We start from the raw sequence: 15,646 nt of genomic DNA, 5'->3' as shown, positions 1-15,646 counted from the left end.
CTCGTCAGTCGCACGCATCGCGTCCACCGCATCTCACCGCAACGTTCGTGACGATCGCGACCCGCCCCTCATTCGCGCTGAGACGCGCGGAGTTAAATCACTGATTTGCCCGACGGGTTAAGCGATTTATTTTTGTGCGAAGGTCTGGACGCGGCAAATCACGTTGAAATCGTTAGGAAAAATCGCGGATAGCCGCATCGGTATCCGTCGACCAGTCAACACTCGATCGACCAATTCATGATCGAGATCAAGGCGGCATCGCTCGACGTTCCGATAAATGGGCCAATGGACAAGGTTACTTTCGTCGCGGCCACGCTGTCGCTGCTGGCAACGCCAGGCCCAACCAATACGTTGCTTGCTACATCGGGAGCCGGCGTCGGACCATATCGCTCGGCCCATCTGCTGGCGGCGGAGCTGAGCGGTTACCTGCTCGCCATCGTTTTGCTGCGGTCCATCCTGGGCCCGGTCATCGCGACGGTACCCGAGTTCGGGATCGGCCTTCGGATCGCCGTCGTGATCTATCTCATCTATCTCGCTGCGATGCTCTGGCGTCATGGAGCCCGTCAGGTGGGCAGCGCCGCTCCGGTGACCTTTGGCCGGGTCTTCGTCACGACGCTGTTGAACCCCAAGGCGATCATCTTTGCCTTCACGATCCTTCCATCGGCGATCGGTCCTCTCGAACTGCTGCCCTGGCTCGCAGCATTGGCGGCCCAGATTGTCATGGTCGGCGCCGGATGGATTCTGCTCGGCAGTTCGCTGCGCCATGGGCTTGGCGACAGGATCGGGCCTGCGATCGGCTACAGGTTGAGCGCAGTTGCGCTCGCCGTGTTGGCGGGAATGATCGGCATCCATTCCCTCGGGATCGCCTGATCAAAAGCTCGCGGCCATCTCGGCGAGGCGGCGATGGGCATGCTCGCGCGCGATTCGGATTGGTTCGGCCGGGCCGGTGGTGGGCCCGATCGCCACGAAACGCACGCTGCTGATGCCGATGAAGCGGAGCGCCTCGCGCAAATAGGGCGTCGCCATATCGATGCGTCCGCGATTCATGCCGGTGATGAAGTCGCTGCCGCTGGCGAGGATGACGAGCGTCGGCCGGTCTTTGAGCAGCGGCAGATAACCTTGCGACGGATCGAAACGGAAGGTCAGCCCGGGCTGGATGATGACGTCGAGCCAATGCTTGAGCTTGTAAGGAATGCCAAAGTTCCACATCGGTGTCGAGATCAGCACGCGGTCGGCGAGAGCGAGACGCAAGGCGATGCGCTCGGCGGCGGCGAAGCCGTCACGCTCGGCATCAGTGAAGGCCTGGCCCTTCAGGCGGGCGTATTTGGCATTGACGATCGCGCCGGAGAATTCGGGCAGATGATCGCGCCAGAGGTCCATCAGGTCGATGTCCCAGTCCGGCCGCGCTTTCCGAAAATGGTCGAGGAAGATGCGCGCGCCGGCTGCCGATTCCGAATCGGCGCGCGGCGAGCAGGCGAGATGAAGGAGCTTTGGCACGTACTTGCGCCTCTCACTCCAGGGCCTTGATAACGGTGTCGGCGTTGGTCACGACGGAAACGTTCTGCAGCGCGAAGTTGATCGAGGCATTGTGCCAATCCGCATTCATGGTCGAGCAGCAATCCTCCGGCACGATGATGAAATAGCCCTTGTCGGCGCCGGTGCGGGCGGTGTGCTCGACCGACATGTTGGTCCAGGCACCCGTATTGATGATCATGTCGCGGCCTGTGGCCTTCAAGATGGTTTCCAGCCGCGTGCCCTCCCAGGCGCTCATGCGCATCTTCTCGACGACGAAATCGCCCGCGCGCGGCTCGAGCCCCGACACCGGCGCGGCGCCCCAACTGCCGCGCACCATGGCCTTGCTGTCGACGAGGCCTTCGAACAGCGGCGCATTCAGCGTGACGCCCGGCGCGCCCGGCTCGACGATGAACCAGACATGGATGATGACGACGCCGCGCGAGCGCGCGACTTCCGCAAGGCGACGGACATTGTCGACGACGCGCTGTTGCCGCGCATGCGCCGGCGCGCCTGATTCCGCGAACGCGCCGCCGTCCATGATGACATCGTTCTGCAGATCCTGGATGATCATCGCGCAGCGCTGCGGATCAAGCCGCATCTCGCCATCGGTCAGGTGAGGGGCGGGCGCCGAAGAAGCCGCAGCAGCGCTACCGCGCCGGCCGCTCATATAGGGCTCGTGGCGCGGGCCGACCTTGGTCGGGATCGCGTAGACCGAATGGGTCGCGGTCAGATAAAGCGTGCGGAAGTCTGCGCCGCCCCAGGCGAGATTGGCGACAAGCTCGGGCAGGCGCACCTTGCCGAGCAATTCGCCGTCACGCGAATAAACCCAGATGCCGCCGGGCGCGGTGACCCAGACATTGCCGTGCTGGTCGCACTTCATGCCGTCGGGCAGGCCGGGCTCGAACTCGGAACGGATGTTGCTGGCAAAGACGCGCGGATTGGCGAGCGCGCCGTCGGCCTCGACGTCGAAGGCGCGGATCAGCGCCTGCACGGTGTCGTTGACGTAAAGCACACGCTCGTCCGGCGAGAAACAGAGTCCGTTCGGCTGCTCGAACAGATCGCGATCGACGAGCAGGCGGGGTGCGCCGCCACCAGGCGGCACGCGATAGACGCCCTGGAAGCCGAGCTGGCGCGGCCGCTCGACGCCATAGACCGGCATGCGGCCATACCATGGGTCGGAGAAATAGATCGCGCCGCTCGAATGGACACAGACGTCGTTCGGGCTGTTGAGCTCCTGGTTCTCGAAATGCGAAGCGAGCACGTCGCGCCGTCCATCCGGCCGCTCGCGGATCAGCGAGGAGGTGGCATGCTCGCAGACGATCAGGTTCAGCTCCGCGTCATAGGTCATGCCGTTGCATTTGTTCGAGGGGCGCCTGACCTCGACAACGCCGCGCCGCGCATCCCAGCGCCGGCGCACGTCGGCCGGCATGTCCGAGAACAACAGATAATGATCGGTCGGATGCCAGATCGGGCCCTCCGTGAACTCGAAGCCGGTGCCCACCTGGCCGACCGGCGCATAGGGATCGATCAGGTTCTCGAATTCCGGCCGCAGCGTGACGTGCGTCATCGGTGTGTCTTCCTCTTGAGCTCACGCCGGGAACCAGTGGCGCTCCGGCAGGCTCTGCACGATCGGGCCCGGCACCTGGTCGTGCAATCGGCCGACCACTGCACCGCCTTCGATCTTGGCGGGCCGGTCGTGGACCGGCAGCAGATAGCGCGAGCTGCTGAGCAGCTTCTTGATCGCGGCTTTCTCCGCGCGCTTGCTGGTGCCGTGATTGCCTGTCGTGCGCGGCTCCCAGTCATGGATCTCGTTGAAGGGCGTCACGATCTGGTCGTTGAAATCATAGATCACGTCGCCGCAGATCGTGGCGATGCCATCAGCGGTGTGGACGTGGATATTCATCGAGCCCTCGGTGTGAGCATTGGCGGCGTCGCAATAGACGCCGGGCATCAGTTCGATCGGGCCGGTGATCTCGAGATCGAGGAAGCGCAGCGCGCCTTTGGCGTGCAAGCGGTCGACCAGGTGCTTGATGTCGGGCGCCGGGTATTGCGGATGCATCAGGCCGGACACGGAATATTCCAGCTCGCGGCGGTTGAGAACGACGGTCGTGTTCATCGGAAACAGATCGTCCTTGCCGGCGTGGTCGATGTGCAGATGAGTGTGGCAGACGAAGCGCACGTCGCCCATGCGTACGCCGTGACGCGCAAGCTGGTTCTCGATCATGTTCTCGTGGAATTGCAGGCCGCGCATGCCCAGCGTCTCCATGATCTGGTTGGAGCGATAGCCGGTGTCGACCACGACAGGATAGGGGCCGCCGAGGATCAGGAAACCGAGCGTCAGCACGCGCCGGGTGCGGCCGCAGTCGCGCCCGAGCACGAGGAAGCTCGACTCCAGTTCGATATCGCCATAGTCCAGGATCTTGATTTCCAACGGCATCCATTCCCTCCCGATTGATCTTGCTTTGTGCGACTTCGTGCGCCGTCATCCGATACGATAGACGCGCATCGCGGTGGCCCTGAAGATGGCGTCGCGCTGCTCACCTCGAAGCTGCACGGTGGCCGCGCGATAGGTGGCGATCAGTTCGCGGTAGCTGGTCCAGAGTTTCTCGATCTGAAAGTTTGAGCCGAACAGGCAGCGCTCGGCGCCGAAGACATTGACGGTGTCTTCAATGATCCCACGGATATGTGCGAGGTCGTTGCGATGGATGAAGGTGCCGAGCCCCGAAAGTTTCGAGACCACGTTCGGGCAGCGTGCGAGCCTTGCCATGCCGGCGCGCCAGGCGGCGCGGCCTTCCGGCGACAGGTCTTCCAGCATGCCGGCGTGCTGCAGGATGAAGGTCACGTCGGGGCAGGATTCGGCGAGGCCGGCGGCATCCGCCATCTGCGGTGCGAACACCTGCAGGTCAAAACTCCAGCCATAATCAGCAAGGTGGCCGACGTTGCGGCGGATCACGGGATCGGCGCAGAGATCGGGCCGCGCGGCGAAACGGTAGAGCGGATTTTCATGCCAGTGCAGTTGCATGCGCACGCCACGCACCAGCGGATAGCGCGCGAGGCGGTCGAGTTGCGGGCGCACGTCGCTGGCGGAGAAGTCGGCATAGGCAACGATGGCATGCGGCCAGCCATGCTCGCCCGCTGTCTGCTGCACCCAGGCCGCCTCATCCTCGAAGCGATCAGTGGGCCAGTTGGTCTGGACATAGACCGAGCGGATCACGCCGGTGCTGGCGAGGTCGTCGAGATATTCGCGGATCGGATAGTCGCGGCGGATCGGCTCATAGGGGCCGAAGATGCGCGGCTGCATCGGGCCGGACAGCCAGGCGAGATCCGCCTGCCGCCAGATGTGGTGGTGGGCGTCGACAATGTCGGTCATGCGGCTCTCCTTCCTCCGAGCGACAACAGATGCGATACGACGGCGGCGCTCGACCCGCCGTCGGAGAGATCATCGACGAAACGCTCGATCGCGATCAGCGCTTCGGTTTGCGGCCGGAAGCCGGGCCCGCTCGCCAGCGGCGTCAGCCAGCTCAAGGACCAGGCGCGTCGCGACAATTTGGCGACCGCGTCGCGCAAGGCTGAGATGTCGCCGCGCTCCAATCCGTCGGAGACCACGACCACGGCGGCGCCGCGCGCGTAGCCGCCGAACCGCGGCACGGCGAGAAATGCCTGCAAGGCGTCGCCGATGCGGGTGCCGCCGTCCCAGTCGCTGACGAGATGTGCGGCTGCGTTCAGCGCCTGCTCGCGACGCTTCAGGCGCAGCGCGCGGGTGACGCGCGTCAACCGGGTGCCAAAGGTGAACACCTCGACATTGCGGGCGGCCTGCATCAGCCCATGCGCGAGCTTCATGTTCTCCTCGGTGCGCGCCTTCATCGAGCCCGAGACGTCGATCAGGAGCAGAATCTTGCGCGGGCGCAGGCGGCGTTTCAGATGTCCGAGACGCAGCACCTCGCCGTCATTGCGCACGCTGTCGCGCAAGGTGCGGCGAATATCGGCGAAGGGGCCGCGGCGCGCCCGCATCCGCCGGTGGCCACGGCGGCGCGGCAGCCGCCGCGACGCTTCGCGCGCGAGCCGGCGCAATGGGTCGCTGGTGGTGCCGTGCACGAAGCGGCGCTCGACCAGCGCCTCGGTGCGGGCGGCGGCGAGGCCGGATTCGTTGGCCTCGTCGGCGAGCGGCGGTTCGTCCTCGCCGCGGCTTTCCTCCTGCAGGCGGACGATGTCTTCGTCTTCGCCCTCGGCCCGCTCGATGGCCTCAGCACCGCGGAAATGGATATCGAACAGCCGGTCATAGGTCGCGCGCCGTTCCGGCGGCGGCGCGAGTGTCGCGAGACCCGCGCGGCGGATGTGCTCGAGGCTGCGCGGCCCGAGCAATTCGATCGCGGCGAGGAAGGCGGTGGTTTGTTCCGGCGCGACGGCGAAGCCGTTGTGGCGCAGCAGCGCGACGAAGGAGATGAACACTTGTGCGGCGCGCGGCAGTAGCAATTCGTCGGTCACGCTGCAGCCTCCGCTATCAGCGCATCGAGCCGGGGCGAGATGAAATGCAGGTCCTCCTCGTCCTTTAGCGCGACGCCGATCGAGCGCTTGAATGCGTCCGGCCAACGCGCGCCGCCCCTGTGCAGCAGCGTTGCAGCTTCCGCCCAGTCGACCGCCTCGGCGATGCCGGGCGCCTTGCTCAGCGGTTCGCGCCGGAGTTTTTCGACCGCGGCAACGACCGCACGGGCGGTGGCTTCGGCGACGCTGGAGGCGCGCATCATGACGATGCGCGCCTCGCGCTCGGCGGTCGGGTAGTCGATCCAGTGATAGACGCAGCGGCGGCGCAGCGCCTCGTGCAGGTCGCGCGTCCGGTTCGATGTCAGCACCACGACTGGATGTTCTGCCGCGCGCACCGTGCCGCGTTCGGGAATCGAGATCTGGAAATCGGAGAGGAATTCGAGCAGGAAAGCCTCGAACTCCTGATCGGCGCGATCGATCTCGTCGATCAGGAGCACGGTCGCATCGGGTGCGCGCAGCGCGGCGAGCATCGGTCGCTCGATCAGGAAGCTCTCGCCATAGATGTCGATGGTCTCGTCGCCGGCCTGCCGGATCGCCAGCATCTGGCGCGGATAGTTCCACTCATAGAGCGCGGCCGCGGCATCGATGCCCTCATAGCATTGCAGGCGGATCAATCTGCGCCCCAGCACGGCGGCGATCGCCTTGGCCGCCTCGGTCTTGCCGACACCGGGCGCACCCTCGAGCAGCAGCGGCTTGCCGAGCGCGAGCGAGAGATAGGCTGATGTCGCGATGCCGTCGTCGGCAAGGTAGTAGGCTGCGCGCAGCGCCTTCTCCAGCGCTTCCGGTGAATCGATGCCGACGATGTTGCTGCGAACCGGCATGTGTGCGGCCTCTAGCGCCGCGGCTGCGGCCGCGCGCCGCCCTGCGCCTTGATCGCACGCAGAACCTTTTCCGGCGTGATCGGCAATTCATCGATGCGCACGCCGACCGCGTTGAAGATCGCGTTCGCCACGGCAGGGAGCACGGGGTTGGCGCACATCTCGCCCGGGCCCTTGGCGCCGAACGGCCCGTCGGCGGCGGGGCGTTCCAGTACTGCGATGTCATGCGGGCAGATGTCGCCGGGTCCCGGCATCAGATATTCGACGAAGTCGCGCGGCCCGTGGCTCGGGTCGGGATAATAGGGCTCGGGTGTCTCGTAGAGCGCGTGGCTGATGCCCATCCAGGCGCCGCCGACCAGTTGCTGCTCGACCAGCCGCGGATTGAGCGCACGCCCGAGCTCATAGGCGCTGTCCATGCGGACCATCGCGACTTCGCCGGTCTCGTCATCGACCTCGACCTCGGCGACTAGGCAGGCATGCGCGTAGCATGTGGCAGGCGACATCTCGCCGGTTTCAGGATCGACGTCGGACAGCGGCACCAGGAAGATGCCGCGGCCGGAGATCGTCTTGCCCTGCTTGAACTGCGCAGCGATCGCCACGTCCTTGGTCGAGATGGATCGATGCGGCGCGCCCTTGACGTGGATGTTACCGCGGCCGTCGGTCTCGAGATCGGCGGCGTTGACTTCCAGCTCTTCGGCGGCCGCTTCCATCATCACGCCACGAGCCTCGCGTGCGGCCATCATTACCGCATTGCCGACGCGATGCGTGCCGCGCGAGGCAAACGAGCCCATGCAGTGCGGCCCGGTATCGGAATCGGCGGTGTCGACATAGACGTCCTCGACCGGCACGCCGAGCGTCTCCGCGCAGATCTGCCGCGTCACCGACTTCATGCCCTGACCGAGATCGATCGAGGACAGCGCCACCGTGAACTTGCCGCTGGGATTGGAGTGCACCAGCGCCTGGCTGGGGTCGCCGCCGAGATTCATCCCGATCGGGTAGTTGATCGACGCGATGCCGCGTCCGCGATGTCTTGTCATGGTCAGCGCCTCCTGGTGCCGAAGACGGAGGAGAAGCGCGCGGCGCCATGCGATGGCGCCTGCGGCCGCGGGGGAGGGGGCGGTGGCGACGGCGGAGGCGGCTCGCGCGAGGCGGCCGGCGCGCGGTCATAGGTGGTCCGTTGTTGCGACGGCGTCGCGACCGGCGCGTGGAAATCGCGTGGCGTCGGCGGGATCGTGGCGCGGCTGCCGCCGCCATCCTTGCGCGAGGAGGCGCGCTTGAAGTCCTCGCGGATCGGCCATTTGGCCTTCTCGGCGGCGACCTGGACGCATTCGATCAGCGCGCAGTTCTTGGCCTCGCGGCGATGCGCCTTCATGTCGCCGTCGCGATAGGCGTTGAGGATGCGGAACTCCATCGGGTCCATACCGACGAGATGCGCGAGCTTGTCCATCTGGCATTCGATCGCCAAATCCATCGCGGTGACGCCGAAGCCGCGCATCGCGGTCGCTGGCGTGCGATTGGTGAAGACGCAATAAACGTCGCCGTAAACGTTGGGGATCGTGTAAGGGCCAGGCAGATGCGCGGCGCATTTGACGGCCGCGTAGCTGGAGAGGCGCGTATAGGCGCCGCTGTCGAAGTAGGCGCGGATCTTGCGCGCCACGATCCGCCCGTCGCGCATCATGCCATCCTTGATGTAGATGCGCTCGGCGCCGCGCGGCGGGCCATATTGCATCTCTTCCTCGCGCCCGAATACGTAGCGCACCGGACGCCCGGTCAGCATGGCGCCGAGGATGGAGAGCGGCTCGGTGAGCGTATCGACCTTGCCGCCGAACCCGCCGCCCACGGTGCCGCCGATGAAGTGAAAGGTGTTCGAGGGCACGTCGAGGATCTTGGCGCAGGTGTCGAGCGAGAAGAACAGCGCCTGGGTGGAGGTGTAGACGATGTAGCGCCCGTTGGTGTCGGGTGCGGCGATCGAGCCGTTGGTCTCGGTCGGCGCGTGCTCGATCGGCGACATCTGGTAGCGCTGCTCCAGCACATGGTCGGCCGCGGCGAGGCCGCGCTCGACGTCGCCGAAGCGCAGCTTCTGGTGATCGTAGATATCGTGATAGATGAACGCGTTCTTCGGATAGGTCTCGTTGACAACGGGCGCGCCCGGCTTCAGCGCGTCCTCGACGTCGAACACGGCCGATAGCGGCTCGTAGTCGATGCGGACCTTGGCCATTGCCTCATAGGCCTCGCGCGGGCTGTCGGCGACGATGGCGACGATCGGCTCGCCCTTGTAGCGCACCTTGTCGACCGCGAGCGACGGCTCGTCGTCCTTACCGAAATTGATCAGGCTGAGCAGGGTGTTGAGATTGCGCGGCACATCGCTGCCGCGGATGATCCGGCGCACGCCCGCCGCGCGCTCGGCCTCGCTGGTGTCGATGCGGCGCAGCCGCGCATGGGCATGGGTGCTGCGAACCACCTTCAAATGCAGCATGCCCTGCAGCTTGTGATCGTCGAAATAGGTCGAGGTGCCCGTGACGTGCCCGAGCATATCCTGCCGCTGCGTGCCCTTGCCGATTTCCTTTAAGTTGTCGTCGCGTTCGTCGGCGAAGATGTCCTTGCGCAATTCCAGCATGGCTCAAGTCCTTCAGGCGCGGGCGCGACCGGTGGAGGCGGCGGCGAGCACGGCATTGATGATGGGTTCGTAACCGGTGCAGCGGCAGATATTGCCCGAGATCGCTTCGACGACCTCGGCGCGGCTCGGCTGCGGGTTGCGGTCGAGCAACGCCTTGGCGGCCATCAGCATGCCCGGCGTGCAATAGCCGCATTGGGCGGCAAAATTGTCGGCGAAGGCGCGCTGCAGCGGATGCAGGTTCGGGCCGTCCTTGATGCCATCGAGCGTTTCGACCGAACGGCCGGCGACCGCCTCGGCCAGCGTCAGGCAGGAGAGATGCAGCTCACCATCGATGAGGACGCTGCAGGCGCCGCAGCCGCCCTGGCCGCAGCCGAATTTCGGCGTCATGTCGCCGATCAACTCGCGCAGCGCGACCAGGAGGTTGGTGCCGCCGTCGACGAAGATCGCGACGTCGCGGCCGTTGTGTCGGAATTGCAGGGCGGTCTTGGCCATGATGATCCTATTCCTGACCGGACAGCAAACGTCTGAGATGAACGCCGACGATCTCGCGCCGGTACCAGCCGGAGGCGAGCGCATTGTCGGCGGGCGAAGTGCCCTCAATGGCGGCCGCGGCGGCGGCGCTGATCGTTGCCCCATCGAGCGTGCGCCCCTCCAGCGCCCGCTCGGCGGCACGGGCGCGAATCTGTGTCGGCGCCATCGAGCCGAGCGCGATGCGTGCGCCGACGATGCGGCCGCTGCTGACAGGCAGATGCGCGGCGAGCGTTATCACGGCGCCGCCCTTCGGCTTGATGCGGGCGATCTTGCGGTAGCGGAAGGCATCCGCGCTCGCAGGCTTCTGAAAGGAGACCGCGAGCACGAGCGTGCCGGTCTGCCGCTCGCGTGTCTGCAAAAATTCCTCGATCGGCACGTCGCGGCTGCCGAGGCCGCCCTGCACGGAAACCATAGCGTCGAGCGCGAGCAGCGCGACGGTGAAGTCGCCATATGGGGTCGCGGCGAACAGATTGCCGCCGACCGTGCCCATGTTGCGGACCGCCGGGCCGCCAATCGAGCGGGCGGCAGCGTGCAGGAAGCTGAGATCGCGCTCGGCGAGGATGTGGGCGAAGGTGACACCGGCGCCGATGGTGACGCGGGAGCCGGTCGCATCGATCCGCGTCAGCGCATGGTCGCTGGCGCGCACGATGGTGGAGATCGAGATGTCGCCTTCGTTCAGCGCGCGCATCACCAGCGTGCCGCCGCCGAGATAGCGCGCGCCGCGATCTGATGAGAGCACCGCGGCTGCCTCGCCGGTTGAGGCAAAGGTCCTTACCGTGACGGTCATGGGCATTCCTCCGCGCTCATGCAGCCTCCTTCAGGTGCTGGCGAATGGCGTCGAAGCCGGCCTGATAGATCTCTTCGGAAACCATCTGCGTGATGCTGGCGCTGTCCTCCGGCCGCGTCGTGAACCGCGATTCCCAGTGCCAGAAGGTGCGGTCGCCGTCGGTGACGGGCAGCAGGCGGACATGCGCCACATAGTTGAACATCGGGATCGGCGTATCGAGCAGGCAATAGCTGAAGGACTGCTCGAGGTCGGACAGCGCCAGCAACTGCTCGCGCAGCTCCGAGCCGTCCTTGAGCTTGAAGCGCCTGATGCAGCCGATCTTGTCGGCGCCATGCGCGCGCTCGATCGTACTGGTCGCGACTGCCGGATGCCAGCGGTCGTGGCCGTTGAAATCGCGGAGCACGCCCCACACCGCCTCGGTCGGCGCATCGATGATCGTGCTCTTGACGATATGCGGCACGCTAGCCTCCGATCCATATCACCTCTCCCCACAGGGGAGAGGTCGGCGCGAAGCGCCGGGTGAGGGGGCTCAGGTCCCTCGAGAGAGCGCTCCCCCTCACCCGGATCGCATCTTGCGATGCGATCCGACCTCTCCCCGATGGGGAGAAGTGGGTGATCGTCGCGACAGCGGATGGACCCAATCGCATCGCGCTAGCCTCCAAAGGCGCGTTTCAGGGCGTCGAAGCCGCCCTGAAAGACGCCGCCGCCGATATTGCCCACGAGTTCGGCCTCGCGCTCGGGCGTGCAGTCGAACTCTGCGGTCCATTCGAGGAAGGTCTGGTCGCCATCGGTGACCGGCGTCAGCCGCAGCGTCGCGACATAGTTCTCCACCCCCATCGGCGATTCCAGGATGGAGTAGGTACAGAACATGTCGTAGTCGGACAGCCCCAACAGCTTCTCTCGGATGCGGTCGCCGTTGCGCAGGCGGAAATCACGCACACATCCGATCTTGTCGGCGGGCTCGCCGCCTTCGATGCGGCTCTCGGCGATTGCCGGATGCCAGTTCGGCAGGCCGTTGAAGTCGCGCACGCGGGCCCAGACGCGATCGTTGCGGGCGTTGACGACGGTGGAGACATAGACCCTGGCCATGGCGCTTGCTCACTCCTTCTTGCGCGGCGGGCGTGGCTCGCCCGTGGCGGGACTTGCGGGCGGCTTGGCTTCACCGCTCTTGCGTGTCGTGGAGTCCTTGATGCCTTGCATGTCGCGCGCCTCGCGGATCAGGCCGGGCATCTTGGCAAGGCTACCGCCCTCGACGCCGATATCGGACAGGATCGAATCGATCAGCGGCGCCTGCACCCGGTAGCGCAGCGCGGAGTCGATCACCTCGTCGGTAGCGCTGCGCGACGAGCCATTGCCATTGCCGTTGCCATTGAGGCCGTCGACCTGGAGGATGCGGATGCCCTCGATCTTCTCCATCGGCTTGACGCTCTCGCGCACGATGCCCTCGATGCGGTCAAGCAGTTTTCGGCGGAATAGCGAGTAGCGCGCCTGATCGGTGAGCACGTTCTCGGCCTCGTTGAGTAGCCGCTGCGCTTCTGCTTCGACGGCGGCGCGCACCCGTTCGGCCTCGGCCGCGATGCGCGTCTCCTCGGCCTGCTTCTCGGCGAGCAGCACTTCCACGGTCTTGCGCCGTCTTGCGATTTCGCTCTCGCGCGCGGTGACGACGCGCTCGGCGGCTTCGGTGGCGCGCACCCGCGCATCTTCCGCCGCCACCTTCGCCGCGGATTCCTCCAGCGATTTCTGATAGAGGACGATCGCCTTCTCCATCAAAGCGGTCTCGACGTCCTTCTCGCGATTGACTTCGAGCCGGCGCAGGTCGCGCTCGCGGCCGATGCGGGCCTCGTCGAGGCCGCGGTCGGAGGCGATGCGGGCGCGCTCAACCTCCTCGCGGGAGGCGATCTCGGCCTCCTGCAGCGACTGGACGCGCGCGACCTCGAGCTGCTCGATGGCGCGGCGGCGTTCGATCCGTGCCGCCTCCAGCGCCTGCTCGCGCGAGACATCGGTGGTCTCGACTTCCTTGCGCGCCACGATTTCCGCCTGCCTGACCTGGCGGTCGGCATCGATGCGCTCGGACCGCTTGGCGGACAGCGCGATCACGCGCTCCTCGTCGGCGATCTCGATCGTCTTCTTCTGGTCGATATTGAGCACGTCGCGGGTCCTGGAGGAGGCGATCCGCTCGGATTCCAGCGCAAGCTCCACCCCAATCCGCTGGCGCTCGATTGCGTCGCGCCGCTTGAGGTCGGCTGCCTCGATCGCTTCGGTGCGCGCAATCTCGAGCGCGCGCGTCTCTCGCTCGGCCTGAATGCGCTCGGCGGCAACGGCCTTCTCCTGCGCGATGCGCGCGGCCTCGATGGCCTCGCGCGAGGCGATGTCGGCTTCTTCCACGGCGCGGTTGCGCGCAATCTCCAGCGAACGGATGCGTTCTTCCTGGGCGATACGGGAGGCCTCGGTGGTTTCGCGCGCGGCGATGCCGGCGACATCAAGCGCCTGGTTGCGTTCGATCTCCAATTGCCGCGTATTCTGCTCGGCGGCGATTCTTTCGGCCGCGAGCGTGCGCTCGCGGGCAATGCGCGCGGCTTCCACGGCGCGCTGCGCTTCGATCTCGGCTTCCTGGATGGTGCGGACCTGCTGGATCTCCAGCGCGCGGGTACGTTCGTCGGAGGCGATGCGCTCGACATTGACGGTCATGGTCTGGGTGATGCGCGCCTTCTCGGTCGCCTCCTTCGCAGCGATCTCGGCTTCCTCGACCGTGCGCGTGCGCTCGATTTCGCGGCGCCGGGTCTCTTCCTCATTGGCGATACGGGCATCGGTGACGACGCGATCCTGCTGGATGCGGGCCTTCTCGATCGCTTCGCGCGCCGCGATCTCGGCCTCCTCCACGGTGCGCATGCGCTCGATCTCACGCTGGCGCACCTCGCGCTCGGAGGCGATCCGCGCGGTGTCGACCGAGCGCTGATTGGCGATCCGGGCTTTCTCGATCTCCTCGCGGGCCAAAAGCTCCCGTTCCTCGACCGCGCGCGTACGTTCGATCTCCTTCTGCCGGGTCTCGCGTTCGGAGGCGATGCGGGCCTCCGTGATCGCCTGCTCGTTGGCGATCCGGGCCTTTTCGATCGCCTCGCGCGCGGTGATCTGGGCCTGCTCGGCCTCGGTCTCGCGCAGCGCGCGTTCGCGCGCCACTTCGGTGCGCTGCAGGGCGCGGCGCATCTCGATGTCGCGCTCCTGTTCCAGCCGCGCGGTCTCGCTCTCGCGCTCGATCTCGAGAGCCTGCCTCTCGGCCTCCAGATTGCGGGAGCGGATCTTGATCATCGAGTCCTGCTCGATGTCGTTACGCAGTTTGCGCTTGGCCTCGATGTCCTCCATCAGGCGGGTGAGACCTTCGGCATCGAAACGGTTGGAGGGATTGAAGAACTCGAGGTCGGTCTGGTCGAGATCGGTGATCGCGACGGATTCGAGCTCGAGGCCGTTCTGGGCGAGCGCTTCGGCAGCGGCAGCCTTGACGCGGGCGACATAGTCGCCGCGCTGCTCGTGCATCTGCTCCATGGTCATTTCGGAGGCGACCGAGCGGATGGCGGAGACGAACTTGCCGGAGAGCAGCGTATGGAGCTGTTCCGGCTCCATGGTGCGGCGGCCGAGCGTGGCGGCCGCGATCGAGACAGCTTCGCGGGTCGGCTGCACGCGGACGTAAAAGTCCGCCTCGATATCGACGCGCATGCGGTCGCGGGTGATAACGGCGTCCTGTCTGGAGCGTACGATCCCCATCGGCAGCACGTTCATGTTGACGGGCGTGTAGTCGTGGATGAAGGGCAGCACGAAGGCGCCACCATTGATCACGACGCGTTCGCCGAGGAAGCCGGTGCGGACAAAGGACACTTCCTTCGACGAGCGGTGATAGAGCCAGTTGACGATGTAGACGATGACGACGATCGCGATGATCGCCACGATGAGCCAGAGGATCAATTCGCCGATGAGAATCCCTGACATCCTAACCTCCCTTGCTCGGCGCTACCGGGCGCCGATCGCCTTGAACTTGCGTACCTGATCCGTGAGCGCCCGCTCGACCGGCAGGCGCTCCATCGAGGAGGCGCCATAGAAGCCGTGGCATTTGCGGGTCTTCTTCATGATGAAATCGGCGTCGGCGGGGTCCGCGATCGGACCGCCATGCGCGAGCACCAGGATGTGCGGATTGACGCTGAGGGCGGCCTCGGCCCAGGCATCGATGCGGGCCGGGCAGTCCTCGAGCTTGAGCGCGGTCTGCGCCCCGATCGAGCCGCCGGTGGTCAGGCCGAGATGGCAGACGATGATATCGGCGCCGGCAATCGCCATCGCCGCCGCTTCGGTCTCGCTGAAGACGTAAGGCGTCGTCAGCATGTCCTTGTCATGCGCCTTGGCAATCATCTCGATCTCCAGCGCATAGGACATGCCGGTTTCCTCGAGATTGGCGCGGAATATCCCATCGATCAGGCCGACGGTCGGAAAGTTCTGCACGCCGGAGAATCCAAGCGCTTTGAGCTGGTCCAGGAACAGGTCCATGTCGCGGAACGGGTCGGTGCCGTTGACGCCGGCGAGCACCGGCGTGTTGGTCACGACTGGCAGCACTTCGCCCGCCATCTCCAGCACTATTGCGTTGGCGTCGCCGTAAGGCATTAGCCCGGCGAGCGAGCCGCGGCCGGCCATGCGGTAGCGCCCGGAATTGTAGATCACGATCAGGTCGACCCCGCCGGCTTCCTCGCATTTGGCGGAAAGGCCAGTGCCGGCGCCGCCGCCGACGATCGGCTCGCCCCTGGCCGCCATGTCGCGAAACCTCTTCAACAGCGCCGCGCGTTCAAACCTGGCCAT

The 15,646-nt window shown here is 66.0% G+C and carries 15 protein-coding genes; 1 reads left to right on the top strand and 14 read right to left on the bottom strand.

Annotation, left to right across the window (positions count from 1 at the left end):
* Positions 1-237: 237 nt before the first annotated feature.
* Positions 238-870, top strand: a complete 633-nt coding sequence (locus tag ACZXDY_RS10150; protein ID WP_464345393.1) for a LysE family translocator — start codon at positions 238-240, stop codon at positions 868-870.
* Here ACZXDY_RS10150 and ACZXDY_RS10145 read toward each other — a convergent pair whose 3' ends face one another.
* The 14 genes from ACZXDY_RS10145 to ACZXDY_RS10080 form a co-directional block, all read right to left on the bottom strand.
* Complete coding sequence (locus tag ACZXDY_RS10145) at positions 871-1,497, bottom strand: FMN-dependent NADH-azoreductase (protein ID WP_464345392.1); 627 nt, start codon at positions 1,495-1,497, stop codon at positions 871-873.
* A gap of 13 nt (positions 1,498-1,510) precedes the next feature.
* Positions 1,511-3,082: an isochorismatase family protein gene (locus tag ACZXDY_RS10140; protein WP_464345391.1), complete on the bottom strand. Its 1,572-nt coding sequence runs from the start codon at positions 3,080-3,082 to the stop codon at positions 1,511-1,513.
* 21 nt (positions 3,083-3,103) lie between these two features.
* Positions 3,104-3,952, bottom strand: a complete 849-nt coding sequence (locus tag ACZXDY_RS10135) for an MBL fold metallo-hydrolase (RefSeq protein WP_464345390.1) — start codon at positions 3,950-3,952, stop codon at positions 3,104-3,106.
* A 45-nt stretch (positions 3,953-3,997) separates the two neighbouring features.
* The gene (locus ACZXDY_RS10130) at positions 3,998-4,885 is read right to left on the bottom strand and encodes an amidohydrolase family protein (protein ID WP_464345389.1); all 888 of its coding nucleotides are present in this window, start codon (positions 4,883-4,885) and stop codon (positions 3,998-4,000) included.
* Entirely contained in the window at positions 4,882-6,000 is a 1,119-nt protein-coding gene (locus tag ACZXDY_RS10125) for a vWA domain-containing protein (RefSeq protein ID WP_464345388.1), read from the bottom strand. Before ACZXDY_RS10125 ends, ACZXDY_RS10130 begins: the two co-directional genes overlap by 4 nt.
* A complete protein-coding gene (locus tag ACZXDY_RS10120; protein ID WP_464345387.1) occupies positions 5,997-6,878 on the bottom strand; it encodes an AAA family ATPase in 882 nt (293 codons plus the stop codon). Before ACZXDY_RS10120 ends, ACZXDY_RS10125 begins: the two co-directional genes overlap by 4 nt.
* A gap of 11 nt (positions 6,879-6,889) precedes the next feature.
* Positions 6,890-7,912 (bottom strand): xanthine dehydrogenase family protein molybdopterin-binding subunit, encoded by a 1,023-nt coding sequence (locus ACZXDY_RS10115; RefSeq protein ID WP_464345386.1) that lies wholly within the window; start codon positions 7,910-7,912, stop codon positions 6,890-6,892.
* Between the two features lie 2 nt (positions 7,913-7,914).
* Entirely contained in the window at positions 7,915-9,492 is a 1,578-nt protein-coding gene (locus tag ACZXDY_RS10110) for a xanthine dehydrogenase family protein molybdopterin-binding subunit (RefSeq protein ID WP_464345385.1), read from the bottom strand.
* Positions 9,493-9,504: 12 nt separating this feature from the next.
* The gene (locus ACZXDY_RS10105; RefSeq protein ID WP_464345384.1) at positions 9,505-9,984 is read right to left on the bottom strand and encodes a (2Fe-2S)-binding protein; all 480 of its coding nucleotides are present in this window, start codon (positions 9,982-9,984) and stop codon (positions 9,505-9,507) included.
* A gap of 7 nt (positions 9,985-9,991) precedes the next feature.
* A complete protein-coding gene (locus tag ACZXDY_RS10100; RefSeq protein WP_464345383.1) occupies positions 9,992-10,810 on the bottom strand; it encodes an FAD binding domain-containing protein in 819 nt (272 codons plus the stop codon).
* A 16-nt stretch (positions 10,811-10,826) separates the two neighbouring features.
* Positions 10,827-11,270: an SRPBCC family protein gene (locus ACZXDY_RS10095; RefSeq protein ID WP_464345382.1), complete on the bottom strand. Its 444-nt coding sequence runs from the start codon at positions 11,268-11,270 to the stop codon at positions 10,827-10,829.
* Between the two features lie 191 nt (positions 11,271-11,461).
* A complete protein-coding gene (locus tag ACZXDY_RS10090) occupies positions 11,462-11,899 on the bottom strand; it encodes an SRPBCC family protein (protein ID WP_130223921.1) in 438 nt (145 codons plus the stop codon).
* Positions 11,900-11,908: 9 nt separating this feature from the next.
* Entirely contained in the window at positions 11,909-14,791 is a 2,883-nt protein-coding gene (locus ACZXDY_RS10085; RefSeq protein WP_464345381.1) for a flotillin family protein, read from the bottom strand.
* 21 nt (positions 14,792-14,812) lie between these two features.
* The gene (locus tag ACZXDY_RS10080; protein WP_208826083.1) at positions 14,813-15,646 is read right to left on the bottom strand and encodes a phosphoenolpyruvate hydrolase family protein; all 834 of its coding nucleotides are present in this window, start codon (positions 15,644-15,646) and stop codon (positions 14,813-14,815) included.

It is taken from the genome of Bradyrhizobium sp. LeoB3 (genome assembly GCF_055456055.1).
Note: the sequence above shows the minus strand (reverse complement) of the source record. Positions and strands in the feature narration are given on the sequence as shown.

Coding starts and splice junctions, on each gene's coding strand:
- ACZXDY_RS10150 (WP_464345393.1), top strand. CDS start 238: ATGATCGAGATCAAGGCGGCATCGCTCGACGTTCCGATAAATGGGCCA.
- ACZXDY_RS10140 (WP_464345391.1), bottom strand. CDS start 3,082: ATGACGCACGTCACGCTGCGGCCGGAATTCGAGAACCTGATCGATCCC.
- ACZXDY_RS10135 (WP_464345390.1), bottom strand. CDS start 3,952: ATGCCGTTGGAAATCAAGATCCTGGACTATGGCGATATCGAACTGGAG.
- ACZXDY_RS10130 (WP_464345389.1), bottom strand. CDS start 4,885: ATGACCGACATTGTCGACGCCCACCACCACATCTGGCGGCAGGCGGAT.
- ACZXDY_RS10120 (WP_464345387.1), bottom strand. CDS start 6,878: ATGCCGGTTCGCAGCAACATCGTCGGCATCGATTCACCGGAAGCGCTG.
- ACZXDY_RS10115 (WP_464345386.1), bottom strand. CDS start 7,912: ATGACAAGACATCGCGGACGCGGCATCGCGTCGATCAACTACCCGATC.
- ACZXDY_RS10110 (WP_464345385.1), bottom strand. CDS start 9,492: ATGCTGGAATTGCGCAAGGACATCTTCGCCGACGAACGCGACGACAAC.
- ACZXDY_RS10105 (WP_464345384.1), bottom strand. CDS start 9,984: ATGGCCAAGACCGCCCTGCAATTCCGACACAACGGCCGCGACGTCGCG.
- ACZXDY_RS10100 (WP_464345383.1), bottom strand. CDS start 10,810: ATGACCGTCACGGTAAGGACCTTTGCCTCAACCGGCGAGGCAGCCGCG.
- ACZXDY_RS10090 (WP_130223921.1), bottom strand. CDS start 11,899: ATGGCCAGGGTCTATGTCTCCACCGTCGTCAACGCCCGCAACGATCGC.
- ACZXDY_RS10085 (WP_464345381.1), bottom strand. CDS start 14,791: ATGTCAGGGATTCTCATCGGCGAATTGATCCTCTGGCTCATCGTGGCG.
- ACZXDY_RS10080 (WP_208826083.1), bottom strand. CDS start 15,646: ATGGCCAGGTTTGAACGCGCGGCGCTGTTGAAGAGGTTTCGCGACATG.